The organism is Pseudorhodoferax sp. Leaf274, from assembly GCF_001422445.1.
In the GTDB taxonomy this organism is placed as follows: Bacteria; Pseudomonadota; Gammaproteobacteria; order Burkholderiales; family Burkholderiaceae_C; genus Pseudorhodoferax.
In genome coordinates this window covers 63573-80604 of record NZ_LMNA01000007.1, presented here as the reverse complement: position 1 = coordinate 80604, position 17032 = coordinate 63573, and the positions used below count along the sequence as shown (strand labels likewise).

Here is a 17032-nt window from a genome sequence, read left to right as displayed (position 1 = left end):
CCCGGATGGCGCGCGCTCAGGTGCTCGCCAGCTCCGGCGTGGCGCTGTCGGCCGCAGCGGCCGAGGCTGTGGCTGCGGCGGCGGCCGGCGTCGGCATCCAGCGCAGCAGGGTCTGGTACAGCGCCAGCGGGCTGACGGGCTTGGTCAGGTGGTCCACCATGCCGGCGTGCAGGCTGTCGCTGCGGTCCTCGGCCATCGCGTGCGCGGTCATGGCGACGATGGGCACGTCATGGCCGCGCGCACGCAGGCTGCGCGCGGCCTCCAGGCCGTCGGTGCCGGGCATCTGCATGTCCATGAGCACCACCGCGTAGTCGCCCTGGCTGGCCATGGCGATGGCCTCGCGGCCGTCGTGCGCCACGTCCACCTGCAGCCCGGCCAGCTGCAGCAGCTCGCGCGCCACCTCCTGGTTGATGGGGTTGTCCTCGGCCAGCAGCACGCGGCGCCCGCCGTGCAGGTCGCGCAGCACCTCCAGCCACTGCTGCAGGTCCTGCTCGTCGCGCCCGGGCATGCCGGCCCGCGTGCGGCCGGCCTGCTGGCGGTCGAACCAGGCCGTCACCGTGAAGCGGCTGCCGACGCCGGGCGTGCTGTGCACGGCCACCTCGCCGCCCATGGCCTGGGCCAGCTGGCGCGTGAGGGCCAGGCCCAGTCCGGTGCCGCCGAAGCGGCGCGTGGTCGAGGTGTCGGCCTGCTCGAAGCTCTCGAAGATGCCGGCCTGGCGCGCCGGCGGGATGCCGACGCCGGTGTCCACCACCTCGAACTGCACCTGCACGCGCCGGGGCGTCTGCTGCAGCGTGCGGCCATGCACCTCCACCGTGCCCTGTTCCGTGAACTTGATGGCGTTGGAGACCAGGTTCAGCAGCATCTGCGAGACGCGCGTGGCGTCGCCGTGCACGGCGTCGGGCAGGTCGGCCATGTCCAGCGTGAAGCCCAGGCCCTTGCGGCGGGCCGAGCTGGAGAGCATCTCCACGGCCGAACGCACCGAGGCGCGCAGCGCGAACGGGCGGTCTTCCAGTTCCAGCTTGCCGGCCTCGATCTTGGACAGGTCCAGCACGTCGTTGAGGATGCGCAGCAGGTGCTGGGCCGCGTCGTCGATCTTCTCCAGCCGGTCGCGCTGCTTGGGTTCCAGCTCGCCGCGCTTCATGAGGTGGGCCATGCCCAGCACGGCGTTCATGGGCGTGCGGATCTCGTGGCTCATGTTGGCCAGGAAGGCGCTCTTGGCGCGGCTGGCGGACTCGGCCCGGTCGCAGGCCACGGCCAGCTGGGCATTGCTGTCGCGCAGGGCCTGCTCGGCGGTCTTGAGGTCGGTGATGTCGAACGACATGACCAGCACGCCGCGGATGGCGCCCGCATCGTCGGTGTCGGGCACCAGCAGCACGCGGAACAGGGCCTGCCCACCGTCGGGCCGGACGATCTCGCGCAGGTAGCGCTGCGTCTCGCCGCGCATGGCGGCGTCCATGTGGTGCTTGATCTCGGCGTAGGCCACGCCCAGCACCTCGGCCTCGTGGCGGCCCAGGATGCTGTCCGGCGTGTAGCCGAAGCGCGCGGCGTAGCCGGCGTTGGCAAAACTGCAGGTGCGGTCGGCGGACCAGTACGAGACATGGCCGGGGATGGCGTTGGTCACGGTGCGGTTGAAGCGCGCCGCCTCCTGCAGCGCGCTGTTGGCCACCTGCAGTTCGTCCGTGCGCTCGGCCACGCGCCGTTCGAGCTGGTCGCGGCTGTGCTGCAGGTCCTGCTCCAGCAGGCGGCGGCGCGTCACGTCCACGAACGATGTCACCACCGACAGCAGCCGGCCCGTGGCCTCGTCGTGCACCGGCACGGCGTTGACGTTGAAGAAGGTGCGCTGGCCCGTGGGCGCGAGCAACGCGACCAGCACGTCGTGCTGCGCGGGCGCGCCGGCGGCGACGCGCGCCGGCGGCGTGGCGTCGGGCAGCAGGGGCCGGCCGTCGGCATCGAACAAGAACCAGCCGGGCGGCATCAGCGGGCCGCCCTGCCAGGCGATCTGGGTGCAGCCCAGGATGCGTTCGGCGGCCGCGTTGCAGCTGGTGACCTTGCCTTGCGGGTCGCTCACGACCACGCCTTCGCTGAGCGCGGAGACCACGCTGCGGTAGTGCGCGTCGCGCTCGCCGAGGGCCTGCTGGGCCTGGCGCGCCTCGGTCACGTCGCGGGCGATGTTGAGCAGGCCGATCAGCTGGCCGTCGGCATCGCGCAGCGGCGACTTGGTGTGCTGCAGCACGCGGTCGCCATCGGCCGTGGCCGTCACCTCTTCGAACTGCATGGGCTCCTGCGTGCGCAGCACCAGGGCGTCGCGCGGGGCGCGCAGCGCGGCCTGCTCGGCGCCGATGAGGTCGGCCACCGTGCGGCCCACCATCTCTTCCTTGGACTTGCCGAACAGCCTGGCGCAGGCCGCGTTGTAGAAGATGAAGCGGCCCTGCGGGTCCTTGGCGAAGATCAGGTCGGAGCAGCTGTCGGTGATGGCCTCGAGCAGGTTCAGCGCCTCCAGGCGCTTGCGCTGCTCGGCCAGCTCGCGCCGGTCCTGCGCCGAGCGCAGGCGCTGCGACCACCAGCGCACCGTCAGCGCCATGCCCGCCAGGCCCAGGCCCAGGCCGACCAGCAGCCACAGCATGTGCTCCCAGTTCTCGTCGTCGATCTCGGCCAGGTCGATCTTGGCCACCAGCCACCAGTCGGTGCCGGGCACCGGCTGCACGGAGGCCATGACCTCGGCCCCGCGGTAGTCGGGGCCGATGAAGATCTGCGGCGCCGTGGTGTCCGCGCGCGGCCCCCGGGTGGCCAGCGGGCCGACGGCGGGGCGGGGGCGCGAGAGCACGCCGGCGGCGTCGGGGTTCCAGCGCGCGTCGCTCAGGGCGACCAGCCGGTCGCCGCTTTCGGCCCACAGCATGGCCTCGCCCGTGCGCGTGGGCACGGGCCAGCTGGACAGCAGCGGGTACAGCGCGCGCCGCGGGTCGATGCGCAGCACCATGGCGCCGCGTGGCGCGGTGCCGGTGGCCAGCAGCGGGATCACCACGTCCATGCGCACCGGCATGGCCGAGCTTTCGCTGCGGTAGATGGCGGTGTGCACGGAGGTGCGCCGCGCGAGCGCCTGCTGCAGCGCGGCCTGCAGTTCGGGGCGCTCGGCATCGGCCGGGTGCTCGCTGCCGAGCACCGTGCCCCGCGCATCGACCACGAACACGCTGTCGGCATCGTTGGAGCGGCGGAACTTGACGGCGCGCGCCAGCAGGCGCTCGCCGGCCGCCGCGTCGGCCTGGTCTTGCCAGCGCACGAACAGCTCGCCCAGGTAGCTGCTGTCGACGAGGAACTCGGCCAGGCCCATCTGGCGCTCCACCCAGTCCTGGGCCTGGCTCACGCGCAGGTCGGCGACCGATTGCACGCGGGCGCGGGCCTGCGCACGGCCGTCTGCCAGGTCCTGCTGGATGTGCCAGACGAACAGCGCGCTGGCCAGCATGCCGATGGCGATGGCCGGCACGAGCCAGTTGCGCCGCGATTCGGGCAGGCGGGCCAACCACCGGGAGACGGATTCCATGACGCACTCCCTACAGGGACGAAGGGCGGATGGATGGGGCCCCGCCGTCCGGCCCGCACCGGGCGCTGTGCATGCAGGTGGCCCGGGCTGGTGCGGATTGTTGAGCGCGCCCCGGGGCCGATTGCGTCACGACTGTGAACGCAGCGGGGCGGCGTTGCCCCTCGCGTGGATTAATCCGCGGCGGAGCGCGCCTGGGCGATCCAGCCGTCGAAGGTCTTCTGGTGCGCCTTGATCCAGGCGTCGGTGTGCCGCGCGATGTCGGCGGCCTTGTTCTCGCCGTTGCGCATGCGCAGGTTCTGGGCGTTGATGTCGCCCACCGGCAGCTGCATCACCGCGAACAGCTTCGCCGCGGCCGGGTTGGCTTCGGCGAAGGCCTTGTTGGCCACGATGTGCTGCGTGTTGGGGATGAAGCCATAGTTCTGGCCATTGGGCAGCCGGGTCTCGACGCCCTTCTGCGCGCCGGGCAGCGAGGAGAACGGCACCTGCAGCCAGACCACGTCGCTGCCGGGCTTGAGCACGCCGCTGACCCAGTAGGGCGTCCAGGTGTAGTACAGGATGGGCTTGCCTTCCTTGTGGCGCGTGATGGTGTCGGCCATCAGCGCCGCGTAGCTGCCCTGCACGTGCTTGATGGCGCCCGACAGCCCGTAGGCCTGCAGGTGGTGGTTGATGACGGCCTCGCAGCCCCAGCCGGGGTTGCAGCCGGTCAGGTCGGCCTGGCCGTCGCCGTCGGTGTCGAACAGCTTGGCGATGGCCGGGTCCTTGAGCTGGTCGATGCTGCGGATCTTGTGGGCGTCGGCCGTCTTCTTGTCGATCAGGTAGCCCTGCAGCGCGTTGGTGGAGTAGGTGCCCTGGCGCCAGAGCTTGGCCTGGCCGCCGGCGTTCTTGTAGAAGTCGTCGTGCAGCGGGTTCCAGTTGGCGGCGATCAGCGTGGCGTCGCCGTTGGCGATCGCCACATAGGCCGTGGCGTACTCGATCTCGCGGATCGGCTGCACGTCGTAGCCGAGCTTTTCCAGCGCGCGGCTGACCAGCAGGGTCTGGAAGGTCTCCTCGGCGATGGAGCTTTGCAGCGGCTGCACCTTGATGCCCTTGCCGGGCAGGTCCTGGGCGATGGCGGTTGCACAGACGGCCAGCAGGCCGGCCGCGAACGCGGTGCGAAGGGGTTGGAAGTTCATGGGGATGCTCCTTTCAGTGGATTCAATGGATGCGCACGGCCAGGGCGGCGGTGGCTTGGGTGTGGTCCGACGTGGCGGCAGCGGCCGGTTGCGGCTTGCGCTGCAGCGCCCGCACGACCAACCCGGCCGGGCCGGTCTGCCACCAGTGGCGTGCGCCGCGGCTGGGCTGGCCCATGGCCTGGGTGATGCGGTCCAGCGTGATGGCCAGCAGCACGATGCCCAGGCCGCCCACGGTGGCCAGACCCATGTCGAGCCGGCCGATGCCGCGCAGCACCATCTGGCCCAGGCCGCCCACGGCGATCATGGAAGCGATGACGACCATCGACAGCGACAGCATCAGCGCCTGGTTGATGCCGGCCATGATGGACGGCATGGCCAGCGGCAACTGCACCTTGGTCAGCAGCTGCCAGGGCGAGGCGCCGTAGGCACGCGCGGCCTCGATCAGGTCGGGCCGCACCTGGCGGATGCCCAGCGTGGTTAGGCGCACCAGCGGCGGCAGCGCGAACACGATGGTCACGATCACGCCGGGCACGTTGCCGATGCCGAACAGCATGACCACGGGCACCAGGTAGACGAAGGCCGGGGTGGTCTGCATCGCGTCCAGCACCGGCCGCGCGAAGCGGTTGGCGCGGTCGCTGGAAGCCAGCAGGATGCCCAGCGGCAGGCCCAGCACCAGGCAGAAGGCCAGCGAGGTGAGCACCAGCGACAGCGTGACCATGGCCTCGGGCCAGATGCCCAGCATGGCCACCAGCAGCAGCGACACCACGCCGCCGATGGCGACGGCGCGGCCGGCGAACTGCCAGGCCAACAGGCCCAGCAGCGCGACCATGGCCAGGGTGGGCACGGACTGCAGCAGGCCTTCGACGCTGGACAGCGTGGCGTCGATGGGGCCGCGCACGGTCTGGAAGAACGGGCGGAAGTGCTCGACCGCCCAGGCCAGGCCCTGGTTGATCCAGGACTCCACGGGCAGGCTGCCGTCCCACAGTTGGGTGAGCGAGAAACCGTCGGGCGTGGCGGGCACGGCGTCGGTGGCCGCGCCGAGCCAGTCGCTGCCGTCGGCGGCGCCGGCGCCCGCATCGGTGGCGGTGGACCAGGCGTCGGTGGCAGGGGCGTCGGCCGCGGGTGCGGGCGTGGCTTCGGTGCCGGACCAGGGGTCGCCGGCCGGTGCCGATTCCGCGGCGGGCGCGGCATCGGGTGCCGAGGTCGCCCAGGGATCGGTTTCGGCCATGGCGTTGCTTTGGGCGAGGTTGGTGTTGTCGTTCATTTGGTGTCCTCCTCGGGTGTCAATCGCTGTTCTTGTCCATGAAGCGCAGCAAGGTGGTCTTGCTGATCGCGCCGACGTAGCGGCCCTGGTCGTCGACCACGGGCAGCGGCCAGGGCGACTGCGCGACCTGGCCGAACAATTCGTTCACGGGATGGATGGCGGCCACGGTCTGCACGTCCGGCAGGAAGGCGCGCTGCAGGCCCAGCGTGCCCTCGTGGTCCTTGAGCGCGGCGCGCAGCGAGTCGGCCGAGACCATGCCCAGAAAGCGCTGCTGCGGGTCGACCACGTAGGCGAACTCGCGGTCCTGGTCTTCCAGCATCTTCAGCGCGGGGCGCGAGCCGCGTGCGGGGTGTTCGGACACCACGACCTGGCTGCGCCGCGCGATGTCGCCGGCCTTGAAGACCTTGGCCGCGTCCACGCCGCGCACGAAGCTGCGCACGTAGTCGTCGGCCGGGTTGCGCAGGATCTCCTCGGGCGTGCCGACCTGCACCACCTGGCCATCCTTCATGATGGCGATGCGGTCGCCGATGCGCATGGCCTCGTCCAGGTCGTGCGAGATGAACACGATGGTGCGGCGTTTGACCTGCTGCAGGCGCAGCAGCTCGCTCTGCATGTCGGTGCGGATGATCGGGTCCAGGGCCGAGAAGGCCTCGTCCATGAGCAGGATCGACGGGTCGGACGCCAGCGCGCGCGCCAGGCCCACGCGCTGCTGCATGCCGCCCGAGAGCTCGTCGGGGTAGCTGTCGCCCCAGCCGGCCAGGCCCACCTGGGCCAGCGCGTCGTCGGCCGCTGCCAGGCGCTGTGCCTTGTCGGTGCCGGCCAGCTCCAGGCCGAAGGCAGTGTTGTCGCGTACGGTCATGTGCGGCATCAGCGCGAACGACTGGAACACCATGCTGATGTCCTTGCGGCGCAGCGCGCGCAGCTGGCGGCCGCCGTGCTGGAAGATGTCCTCGCCATCGACCACCACGCGGCCGGCGCTGGGCTCGATCAGCCGGTTCAGCAGCCGCACCAGCGTGGACTTGCCCGAGCCCGACAGGCCCATGATCACGAAGATCTCGCCGGCCTGGATGTCGAAGTGGGCGTCGAACACGCCGATGGACTGGCCGGTCTCGGCCAGGATCTCCTGCTTGCTCTTGCCTTGGCGCACGAGCGTCAGGGCGGCGTCGGGATCGTCTCCGAACACCTTGAAGACGTGTTCGATCTGGATGTCTTTTGCCATTGCGGCGGGCCTCCTGGGGATGGGGCTGGGCAATGGCCGCCTGCATGCGTGGGCGGCCGCGGTCCGCAGCCGCACGGCAGGCACTGAAGACGACGAAGCAACGACGCAGCCAGCGCCCGTCACGCAAAGCGGAGCCGGTCAGCGGGCCTGGTCGAAGGGGCTGAACGGAGCGATGCGACGCGGCGTCGGTTGGCTGGAGAACCAGCCGGTTGCCGGGCAAGCCCGGCAGGGGATGTCTGGCGCCGCGACGGGAGGCAAGGTGCTCCGCGAGTAGCGCTCAGACCGTCAACATATCGTGTTGACTGTTAGAACGGGGCGCATTGTAACTTTTGGGTCTAAGTCATGTCAAGGAATGACAGATTCCCGGCTAGTTCTCCAAGGCCGGTGCATGGTCATCCGCGTGACCACAACAGATATTTGTCAATACAATTTGCGTCATGCGGATTGCGTTCGACGCGGCCAAGAACGACAGGAACATCGCCGAGCGCGGGCTGTCGTTCGAGGCTGCCGCGGAACTCGACTTCAGCACCGCTGTCGTTCAGGTGGACGACCGCAAGGTCTACACGGAAGTGCGGTACGTTGCAGTTGGCCTTCTCCGCGGGCGCCTGCACGTGCTGTGCTTCACGCCCATCGATGAAGGCATCCGAGTCATCAGCTTTCGCAAGGCGAACAGCCGGGAGATCAAAGCCTATGAGCAAGCGCGCACCACTGACTGACGCGGACGGAGAGGTCCGCGAACTGGCGGCCGAGGACCTGGCTGGGTTCCGGCCGGCTCAGGAGGTTCTGCCGCCCGCCCTGCAGGCGACGCTCGGCGTACGCCGCCGCGGACCGCAGAAGACGCCGACCAAGGTGGTGACGACCATCCGCATCGATCCGGACATCCTGGAGGCGCTGAAGGCAACAGGTCCTGGCTGGCAGACCCGTGTCAATGACGCACTGCGCGCCGACATCCGGGCCGGCCGGATCAAGACTGCATAGCCTCACGGCAGGCGGCGCGGCGTGGGCCGTCCAGGACGGCGGACGTCCGATGGCGGCACGCCGTGCGCTTCACTCCGCCTGGATGTTTCCCTTGCGGATGACCGCGGTCCATTTGGCGACCTCCTCGCCGATGCGCTGGCCGAACTCCGCCGGCGTGCTGCCCACCGGCTCGAATCCCATGGCCTGGAGCCGCGCGTGCATCTCGCCCTGGCGCACGGACTGGCGCAGCGCGGCGCTGAGCTGCTCGACGATGGCCGCCGGCACGCCGGCCGGCGCGATGAGCCCAAACAGCGGCATGGTGTCCACGCCGGGCAGGCCGGCCTCGGTGAAGGTGGGCACGTCGGGCAGCTGCGGCACGCGCTGGCGTGGCGTGACGGCCAGCGCGCGCAGCCGGCCGGCCTTGATGTGCTCGGCCAGCGTCGGCACGGTGGCGAAGGCGAACTGGAACTGTCCGCCCAGCAGGTCGGTGATGACCGTGCCGCCGCCTTTGTACGGGATGTGCTGCACGGAAATGCCGGCCTGCTGCGCCAGCAGCTCGCCCGCCAGGTGCGGGCCGCTGCCCACGCCGGCCGAACCGTAGGCCAGCGTACCCGGTGCCGCCTTGGCGCGCGTGATGAACGCCGCGAGGTCGCTGGCCGGCACCGAGGGATACGTGACCAGCACGAAGGGCGCGGTGGCCACGAGCGAGACCGGGGCGAAGTCCTTCAGCGTGTCGTAGGGCAGGCGCTCGCGCAGCAGCCCGGGGTTGATGGTGAAGCTGCTGTCCACCATGCCCAGCGTGTAGCCGTCGGGCGCCGATTGCGCGATCGCGCGCGTGCCGATGGTGGTGCCGCCCCCGCCGCGGTTGTCGGCGATGAAGGACTAGCCCAGCGCCGCCTGCAGCGTCTGCCCCGACAGCCGGCCCAGGTTGTCGGTGGCGCCGCCGGCCGGGTAGGGGATGACGATGCGCACGGTCTTGTCGGGGTACGCGGCGGCACGGGCGCCGTGCAGCGGCAGCATGGCGCCCAGGCCCAGGGCGGTGGCGTGGTGCAGGAGTCGGCGGCGTGTGGTGGGCAGGGGCATCGGCATGGGGAGGTCTCCAGTCGTCGTGGTTCAGTTCGCGTAGCGGCCTTCGGCGAGCGCCGGCTCGGGGTCGGCGCCCAGGCCGGGGGCATCGGGCACTTGCAGCCAGCCGTGCTCGATGGGCACGGTGCGCGCGTAGGGCACGTGGGCCAGTTCGACATACAGCCGCTCCAGCGAGACCTCGGCCTGCTGCGCGGCGATCAGGTGCAGGCTGGCCAGGAAGCCGGGGCCGAAGAACGCGACCTGCGGGGCGCAGACCACGCCCGTGGCGGCGCAGGCGCTGGCGATGTCCAGCGCGGCCGTCAGCCCGAGCTTGATCACGCTGGGCTGCAGGTATTGCACCGTCGCCTGCTCCGCCATGCGGCGCAGCGCCAGCGCGCTGGCAGCGTTCTCGCCCACGGCCAGCGGCACCGGGCAGCGCTGGCGCAGGGCGGCCAGCGCCTCGCCGTCCTCGGGCGGCCAGACCGGCTCCTCGATCCAGAACGGGGCGTGCGGCAGCATGGCGGCGATGGCGGCCTGCGCCTCGTGCGGCAGCCAGGCGCAGTTGGTGTCGACCATGATGGGCACGCCGGGGCCGGTGGTGCGGCGCACGGCAGCCAGGGCCGGGGCCGTGCGCTCGTGCAGCTTGATCTCGGTGTAGCCCTCGGCCAGCGCACGGTCCGTCACCTGCGCGAGCAGGCTCTCGTCGGCGTAGTACTGCAGCAGCGAGGCGTAGACGCGCACCTGGTCGCGGCGTTTGCCGCCCAGCAGTGCATGCAGCGGCAGGCCGGCACGCTTGGCACGCAGGTCCCACAGCGCGATGTCCAGGCCGGCCAGCGCGTGCACCACGGGGCCGGAACGCCCCAGGTTGTGCAGCGCGCGCTGCATGCCGGGCAGCAGGCTCTCGTCGTCGGCCTGACGGCCGCAGGCCAGGGGTGCGATCAGCGTCTCGAAGACCGCCTGCAGCGCGCGCGGCTCCACGCAATACGACTCGCCCCAGGCCACGGTGCCGTCCTGCGTCTCCAGCCGCACCAGGGCGCTGTCGAGCTTGTTGCGCGGCCGGCCGGCGAACAGTGGCGGCTGGCTCCAGTGGTGGAAGGGCAGCCGCATGGGAATGCAGTGGACCGAAGCGATGGTGTTGGCGGGCATCCGGGATTCTTGGGCGCCAGCCCACCGATGGTCAAATAGATGAACTGGCTGACTTCATATGAAATCCTGATGCTGAACCGTCGTGAACTCGCCCTGCTGCGCGCGATGTACCTGCATCCGACCGTGACAGCGGCAGCCGACAGCGTGCACATGAGCCAGCCTGCGGCCAGCGCCGTGCTGCGGGGCCTGGAGACGCGGTTGGGCTTCGCGCTGTTCAGCCGCAACCAGCGCCGGTTGCAGCTGACCAGCCAGGCGCGCGCGCTGATCCCCGAGGTGTTGACCGCGCTGTCGGCGATGGACGCGGTGGAGCGCTTGGCCCGCGACATCCGCCAGGGCGCCACGGCGCGGCTGAACGTGGGCGCCGTGGCGGTGGCGGCCACCATGCTGCTGCCGCAGGCGCTGGTGCCGGTGCGGCGCGCGCATCCGCAGGTGGCGGTCACCGTGCGCGCGGGCACGGCGCTGGAGATCATGGACATGGCGGCAGACCACCGGATCGACCTGGGCCTCGTCATCACCGGCCCGGCCACGGCCGGCGAGCGCATCGCGCGGGAGCGGCTGGCCCGGCTGAGCCTGCATGCGGTGTTCCACCCCGACCATCCGCGGGTGCGCAGCGACACGGCGCTCAGCCTGGCCGAAGCCGCGGCGCTGGACCTGATCGTGCTGTCGCCGGCCCTGCCGGCAGGCCTGGCGACGCAGCAGGCGATGGCGGCCGCGGGGCTGGCGTTGCGGCCGGTGATGGAGGTGTCGCAGTCGTTCGCCGCCTGCGCGTTCGCGGCCGAGCAGCTGGGTGTGGCGATCGTGGAGACGCTGGGCGCACGCTATGCCCAGCGGCAGGGCCTGGTGGCCCGGCCACTGCTCGCGCTCGACGATGCGGAGCTGGCGCTGGTGTTCCCGCGTGACAAGCCGCTGGAGGGCGCCGCGCTGGGCCTGCGCGATGCCCTGGTCGAGGCCGTGGGTCGGCAGCGACCGGCATGACGCCACCGGCCCGCCGGCCGGATCTCAGTGCCTGCCGCTGGCCGTGGACGACATCAGCTTGTCGGTGTAGGCGATGGCCATGGCCGACAGCAGGAAGGCGATGTGGATCGCGGTCTGCGCGATCAGCACCTTGTCGGTGTAGTTGTCGGCATTGATGAAGGTCTTGAGCAGGTGGATCGAGCTGATGCCGATGATGGACATCGCCAGCTTGACCTTGAGCACCGAGGCGTTCACGTGGCTCAGCCACTCGGGCTGGTCTTCGTGGCCTTCCAGGTTCATGCGGCTCACGAAGGTTTCGTAGCCGCCCACGATCACCATGATCAGCAGGTTGGAGATCATGACCACGTCGATGAGCGCGAGCACGACCAGCATGATCACGGTCTCGTTGAGCGTCGTGATCGGAGCGTCGGTCTTGTAGCCGATGCTGTTGATCAGCGCCTGCAGGGCCGTCTGGTTGCCGAAGGCGGCCTCGACCAGGTGCAGCAGTTCCACCAGGAAGTGCACCACATACACGCCCTGCGCGACGATCAGGCCCAAATACAGCGGCAGTTGCAGCCAGCGGCTGGCGAAGATCATCTTGGCCAATGGGCGCATCGGCGAGGTTTTGGCGGGTTGCAGCGGGTCGGACATGTGTGTCGGCGTTGGTGGGGGCGCCGGATTGTAGGGCTGTGCTGCGGTGCAGCAACGGGCCGCCGAGGGCCGATGGCATGGCGGCCGCGCGCCCCGTGGCGCGCCAGGGGCCTGGGGCCGGCTCAGCGCTTGGGCAGGGCGTAGGCGATGACCGAATCGCCCGGCGTGGTGCCCAGCGATCCATGCCCGCCGGCCACCACCAGCACGAACTGCCGGCCGTCGTCGGCCGTGTAGGTCATCGGCGTGGCCTGGCCGCCGGCCGGCAGCCGGCTCTCCCAGAGCTGCTTGCCGCTGGTGACGTCGTAGGCGCGCACGTAGTTGTCCAGCGAGCCCGAGAGGAAGGCGACACCGCCAGCGGTGACGATGGGGCCGCCGAGGTTGGGCACACCCATGCGGATCGGCACCGGGATGGGCGACAGGTCGCGCACCGTGCCGTTGCGGTGCTGCCAGACGATCTTGCCGGAGGTCAGGTCGGCACCGGCCACGTAGCCCCATGGCGGCGCGACGCACGGGACGCCGAGCGGCGACAGAAAAGGCCCGAGCTTGACCGCGAACGGCGCGCCGAAGTTCTCGTTGAGCGCCGGCAGGGCGCCCGCGGGAGGGCCGTCCTTCTGCACCATCAGGGCCGTGTCGTCGGGCCGCGGCACCAGTGTCGACACGAAAGGCAGGTAGGTCGGCGTGGTGAACGCGATCTGGCGCCGCGGGTCGACCGCCACGCCGCCCCAGTTGAAGACGCCGAAGTTGCCGGGATGGATCAACGAGCCCTGGGTGGAGGGCGGGGTGAAGCGGCCTTCGTAGCGCAGGCGCTTGAACGCGATGCGGCACGCCAGCTGGTCGAACATGGTCACGCCCCACATGCTGCGTTCGCGCAGCATGGGCGGGTCGAAGGAGATCGCGGCCCGGGGTTGCGTGGCGGCGGTCCGGTCGCCCTGCGCGGCGCCCTGCGGCGCGGGCGTGTCGGCCTGCGGGCGGATGGGCACGCCCGTGCGGCGGTCGAGCACGAACAGTTCGCCCTGCTTGGTGGGCTGCACCAGCGCCGGGACGGTGGCACCGTCGATGTTCAGGTCCACGAGCGAGGGCTGGGCCGGCACGTCGTAGTCCCACAGGTCGTGGTGCACGGTCTGGAAGACCCACCGCACCTGGCCGGTGGCGAGGTCCAGCGCCACCACCGACGACGAATACTTCTCCACCGCCGCGCTGCGGTTGCCGCCCCACTGGTCGGGCGGCTGGTTGCCCATGGGCACATAGACCATGCCGAGCGCCTCGTCCACGCTGGAGATCGACCAGCTGTTGGGCGAGTTGACCGTGTAGCGCGCGCCCTCTGCGATGGGCGTGGTCGTGTCGGGATTGCCGGAATCCCAGTTCCAGACCAGGGCGCCGGTCTCGATGTCGAAAGCGCGGATCACGCCGGATTGCTCGGCGGTCGAGACGTTGTCGAGCACCGTGCCGCCGACGATCACGAGCCGCGCGGTCACGACGACCGGCGAGGTCGAGTAGTAGGCCCCGGGGCGGTGGTTGGGCATGTGCTGCCACAGGTCGATCTCGCCCTTGCCGCCGCCGAATGCGGTGCAGGGGCCGCCGCGTTCGGGATCGAGCGCCAGCAGCCGGCCGTCGGCGGTGGGCATGAACAGCTTGCCGTTGGGGCATGCCGCCGCCGTGGCGTCGGGGGCGGGGCTGGCGGGCGTCGCCGGCGATGCAGGGGCAGCAGCAGCTGCGGGTGCATCGGCCGACGCGCTGGCGGGCGCGTCTGCGACGCCTGCGGCCGCGGCCGCTGCGTCGGTTTCCGCGGTTTCAGCGGTGCCGGCCGGTGCCGGTGCAGCGGCTGGCGGTTGGTACGACAGGCCGCGGCAGGTCAGGTGCTGCAGTGCGAGGTTGCGGCTGACCTTCGCGTCGTGGCGCCAGATCTCCTGCCCCGTGGTGGCGTCCAGCGCCATCACGGTCTGGTGCGGCGTGCACAGGTACAGGCGGTTGCCGATCTTCAGCGGCGTCGCCTGGAAGGTGGTTTCCTCGGGGTCGCCCGGCTGCCCGCGCAGGTCGCCGGTGTGGGCGTGCCAGACAACCTGCAGGTCCGCGACATTGGAAGGGGTGATGTCGGCGAGCGGCGAATACCGCTGGCCGAAGCCGGTGCGGCCATAGGCATGCCACTCGCCTGGCGGCACGCCGCGCACGGCCGAGCCCTGGTCGACCAGCGCACCCTGCGAGGGCGGCAGCGCGCCCTCCAGCGCATGCACGTCGCGGATCCAGGTCACCGCCGACAGCAGCGCGAAGCAGGCCATGGCCAGGCTCAGCGCCATGCCGCCGCCGCGGCGCCAGGAGGCAGCGCGGGGCGCCCGGTGGGCGCGGTGGTTGCGGGTGAAGAGTTCGAAGCGCGAAGGCCGCACCGGCTCTGGCTGGCCGCCGGTGGGCGGGGTGCCAGGAGGGGTTATGGGGGCTTCGATGGGCGGCTGCACGCGGCCCCCGTCGAGCCGGCGCAGCGTCCAGGGCAGCAGCATCAGCACGCCGAGCATGAACAGCACGCCCATGCGCGCGGCCAGCGGCCACCAGTCCAGGCCGGACTCCCACACGGCCCAGGCCAGCGATCCGGCGAACAGCACCGCGAACGCCCACACGGCGGACGGCGCCCGCCGGTGCACCAGCGACCCGGTCAGCGCCAGCAACAGGCCGGCCACGGCGTAGTAGATGCTGCCGCCCAGCACCATCAACCAGGCACCTCCCGCGAACAGCAGGGCGCCAGGCAGCCACATCAGGAAACCGAGGATCGTCGTGTAAAGGCTGCGCGGGTTGTTTTGCATCGTCTGGCTTGGCTGGGGGCGGACTCGCCTGGGCGGCCCATGCTGGCGCCCTGCGGCCGGCGTGGCTGTAGGCCGGCATGCCTGATCGGCCAGAGGCGATGTCCATGACGGCGTGCCGGGCCGCGGCCGACACACCGTCCTACCGGTCAGCCATCAGCGGCGTTCCGGGATCGGCCCATCCAGCTCGAACGCGCGCGCTGCCGCCGGGCGGCCGCGGTGCAGCTCGACGAAGCGCGTGAAGGCTGGCAGCGCCGGCAGCAGCTGGAACTGCAGATACCAGCCGATGTAGGAGGAGACCAGCAGATCGGCCGCCGTGAAGCTGTCGCCCGCCAGGTGGTCGCGGTCCTGCACGGCGCCTGCCAGCGTCTGCACCAGGTCGTCCTCGGTGCCGAAGCCGGCCATGCCCGGATCGGGCATCTTGCCGCCGGTGGACTTGGTCACCATCAGCTGCTCCAGCGGCCCCATGAAGCTGATCCAGCGGTAGTAGGGGCCGCGCGCGGGGCTGCCTGCGGGCGGTGCGAGCTTCTTCTCGGGCACCAGGTCGGCCAGGTACATGCAGATGGCGGCGTTCTCGGTCACCACGGTGTCGCCGTGCCGGATCGCGGGCACCTTGCCCATGGGGTTGATGGCGCGGTAGGCCGGTGCCTTCATGCCGGTGCCGTAGTCCAGGATCTCGGTCTGGTAGGGCAGGCCGGTTTCCTCGAGCATCCAGCGCGTCACGCGGGCACGCGACATGGGGTTGGTGTAGAAGGTCAGAGCAGCGGTCATGGTGCGGTCCTTTCGTCGTTGGGGGGGGAGCACCAGTGTCGCGGGGGCCAGTGTCAGCTTCTGTCAGCAGTCTGCGCATGGTGCGCGTGGCCCATGCGCACGCTCCAGCGGCGGATCAGCAGGTGGCGGCGCTCGGGATAGCGCTCGCCCGTGTCGGTCAGGTCCAGCACGCGGTCGGCGCGGAAATGCCGGAAGTCCTGCCGCAGCTCGCACCAGGCGGCCATCAGCCGGGCCTGCTCGAAGAAGGCCATCGCGAACGGCCACACGCGCCGCCGCGTGGTCTGGCCGGCCTCGTCCAGGTAGTCCAGCCACACGGCGTGCTCTGCCCGCACGGCCTGGCGCAGCGCCGGCAGCCAGGGGGTGGCGGGCCGCGGGTCGGACCGCGGGGGAACGAACAGGCCGCTGGTCTGCACCGCCATGCGCAGCGCCTCGGGCAGCGTGGCGCCGATGCGGTTCATCACGCCCTGGGCCGCCTGCACCAGCGCGGGGTCGGCCGACTGGCTGGCCACCCAGCGCGCACCCAGCACCAAGGCCTCCAGTTCCTCCTCGCTGAACATCAGCGGCGGCAGCGTGAAGCCCGGCCGCAAGACATAGCCCACGCCCGGGTCGCCTTCGATCCGCGCGCCCTGTTCGCGCAAGGTGGCGATGTCGCGGTACAGCGTGCGCAGGCTGATGCCGGCTCGGTCCGCCAGCTGCGGGCCGGGAAGCGGCCGGCGCTGGGCGCGCAGATGTTCCAGCAGGTGCAGCAGGCGGGCGGCTCTCGACATGGCCGCAGTGTAGGAGCGCGCGCCCACAAAAAAGCCCGCTGCGCGGCGGGCTTGCTGTCGGGTGGGAGCCCGTGGGCGCCAGGTTCAGCTGAGCCCCATCACCCAGGCCGCCAGCTTCTTGGCATCGGCCTCGTTGACCTGCGGGTTCGCGGGCATGGGCACCGGGCCCCAGACGCCCGAGCCGCCCTTCTGGATCTTGACGGCCAGCTTGTCGACGGCGCTGCCGTCGCCCTTGTATTTGGCGGCGATGTCCTTGTAGGCGGGGCCGACCAGCTTCTTGTCGACGGAATGGCAGGCCATGCAGTTCTTGGACTTGGCCAGTGCCTCGTCGGCCCAGCTCGGCAAGGCCAGCACACTGCCTGCAAGCAGGACGGTGCCAAGCAACACTTGTTTCATCGTTCTTCCTCTTGGGGGTTGGGGTACAGTCTTTCGACCCATTCTAGGGAACGGGGTTCCCCCGGCCCGGATGGGCTGCGCCAGAGGAGGACAAGATGTATCTGCTGGGTTTGGGCCTGGTTCTGCTGCTGCTCAAGTGGGCAGAGTTCGGCCCGGTCGCCAACTGGGCCTGGTGGGTCGTGCTGGCCCCGTTCGGCCTGGCCATCCTGTGGTGGGCCTGGGCCGACGCGACGGGCTACACCAAGCGCCGCGCGATGGAACGCGACGAGGCGCGCAAGGCCGCCCGCGTCGAACGCCAGCGCGACGCCCTGGGGCTGAACCCCAGGAAGCGGCGCTGACGCCG

The 17032-nt window shown here is 70.9% G+C and carries 16 protein-coding genes; 4 read left to right on the top strand and 12 right to left on the bottom strand.

The window, feature by feature from the left end; genetic code table 11:
• Positions 1-16: 16 nt before the first annotated feature.
• From ASF44_RS11585 to proV, 4 genes are all read right to left on the bottom strand, one after another.
• A complete protein-coding gene (locus ASF44_RS11585) occupies positions 17-3538 on the bottom strand; it encodes a PAS domain-containing protein (RefSeq protein ID WP_156374457.1) in 3522 nt (1173 codons plus the stop codon).
• Between the two features lie 170 nt (positions 3539-3708).
• A complete protein-coding gene (gene proX / locus ASF44_RS11580; protein ID WP_056899381.1) occupies positions 3709-4710 on the bottom strand; it encodes a glycine betaine/L-proline ABC transporter substrate-binding protein ProX in 1002 nt (333 codons plus the stop codon).
• A gap of 22 nt (positions 4711-4732) precedes the next feature.
• Positions 4733-5974: a glycine betaine/L-proline ABC transporter permease ProW gene (gene proW, locus ASF44_RS11575; RefSeq protein WP_056899380.1), complete on the bottom strand. Its 1242-nt coding sequence runs from the start codon at positions 5972-5974 to the stop codon at positions 4733-4735.
• Between the two features lie 19 nt (positions 5975-5993).
• Complete coding sequence (gene proV, locus ASF44_RS11570; RefSeq protein WP_056899379.1) at positions 5994-7193, bottom strand: glycine betaine/L-proline ABC transporter ATP-binding protein ProV; 1200 nt, start codon at positions 7191-7193, stop codon at positions 5994-5996.
• Between the two features lie 437 nt (positions 7194-7630).
• Here proV and ASF44_RS11565 point away from each other — a divergent pair, with 437 nt between their 5' ends.
• Both ASF44_RS11565 and ASF44_RS11560 read left to right on the top strand, forming a co-directional pair.
• On the top strand, positions 7631-7909 hold the full coding sequence (locus ASF44_RS11565; RefSeq protein WP_056899378.1) for a BrnT family toxin: 279 nt from the start codon (positions 7631-7633) through the stop codon (positions 7907-7909).
• Positions 7884-8171, top strand: a complete 288-nt coding sequence (locus ASF44_RS11560) for a BrnA antitoxin family protein (protein ID WP_056899377.1) — start codon at positions 7884-7886, stop codon at positions 8169-8171. The genes ASF44_RS11565 and ASF44_RS11560 overlap by 26 nt, the downstream gene beginning before the upstream one ends.
• A gap of 69 nt (positions 8172-8240) precedes the next feature.
• On the opposite strand, the gene ASF44_RS11555 is transcribed toward ASF44_RS11560, so the two are convergent.
• Genes ASF44_RS11555 through ASF44_RS11550 form a run of 3 tightly spaced genes read right to left on the bottom strand, consistent with a single transcriptional unit; the run spans position 8241 to position 10361 of the window.
• Positions 8241-9026 carry a tripartite tricarboxylate transporter substrate-binding protein gene (locus ASF44_RS11555; protein ID WP_255358197.1) on the bottom strand — a complete coding sequence of 262 codons (786 nt, stop codon included), beginning with the start codon at positions 9024-9026 and terminating at the stop codon, positions 8241-8243.
• Between the two features lie 6 nt (positions 9027-9032).
• Positions 9033-9239 carry a hypothetical protein gene (locus ASF44_RS32845; RefSeq protein ID WP_235579197.1) on the bottom strand — a complete coding sequence of 69 codons (207 nt, stop codon included), beginning with the start codon at positions 9237-9239 and terminating at the stop codon, positions 9033-9035.
• Positions 9240-9263: 24 nt separating this feature from the next.
• Positions 9264-10361 carry a mandelate racemase/muconate lactonizing enzyme family protein gene (locus ASF44_RS11550; protein WP_056899376.1) on the bottom strand — a complete coding sequence of 366 codons (1098 nt, stop codon included), beginning with the start codon at positions 10359-10361 and terminating at the stop codon, positions 9264-9266.
• 69 nt (positions 10362-10430) lie between these two features.
• Between ASF44_RS11550 and ASF44_RS11545 the strand changes: the two genes are divergently transcribed.
• The gene (locus tag ASF44_RS11545) at positions 10431-11336 is read left to right on the top strand and encodes a LysR family transcriptional regulator (protein ID WP_056899375.1); all 906 of its coding nucleotides are present in this window, start codon (positions 10431-10433) and stop codon (positions 11334-11336) included.
• Between the two features lie 24 nt (positions 11337-11360).
• Here ASF44_RS11545 and ASF44_RS11540 read toward each other — a convergent pair whose 3' ends face one another.
• The 5 genes from ASF44_RS11540 to ASF44_RS11520 form a co-directional block, all read right to left on the bottom strand.
• Entirely contained in the window at positions 11361-11966 is a 606-nt protein-coding gene (locus ASF44_RS11540; protein WP_056899374.1) for a YqhA family protein, read from the bottom strand.
• 122 nt (positions 11967-12088) lie between these two features.
• Complete coding sequence (locus tag ASF44_RS11535) at positions 12089-14758, bottom strand: membrane-bound PQQ-dependent dehydrogenase, glucose/quinate/shikimate family (protein ID WP_056899373.1); 2670 nt, start codon at positions 14756-14758, stop codon at positions 12089-12091.
• 153 nt (positions 14759-14911) lie between these two features.
• On the bottom strand, positions 14912-15526 hold the full coding sequence (locus tag ASF44_RS11530) for a glutathione S-transferase family protein (RefSeq protein WP_056899372.1): 615 nt from the start codon (positions 15524-15526) through the stop codon (positions 14912-14914).
• Between the two features lie 53 nt (positions 15527-15579).
• Complete coding sequence (locus tag ASF44_RS11525) at positions 15580-16293, bottom strand: YafY family protein (RefSeq protein ID WP_056899371.1); 714 nt, start codon at positions 16291-16293, stop codon at positions 15580-15582.
• 84 nt (positions 16294-16377) lie between these two features.
• The gene (locus ASF44_RS11520; protein ID WP_056899370.1) at positions 16378-16689 is read right to left on the bottom strand and encodes a c-type cytochrome; all 312 of its coding nucleotides are present in this window, start codon (positions 16687-16689) and stop codon (positions 16378-16380) included.
• Between the two features lie 95 nt (positions 16690-16784).
• On the opposite strand from ASF44_RS11520, the gene ASF44_RS11515 reads away from it, so the two are divergent.
• Positions 16785-17027 (top strand): TIGR04438 family Trp-rich protein, encoded by a 243-nt coding sequence (locus ASF44_RS11515; protein WP_056899369.1) that lies wholly within the window; start codon positions 16785-16787, stop codon positions 17025-17027.
• Positions 17028-17032 lie beyond the last annotated feature (5 nt).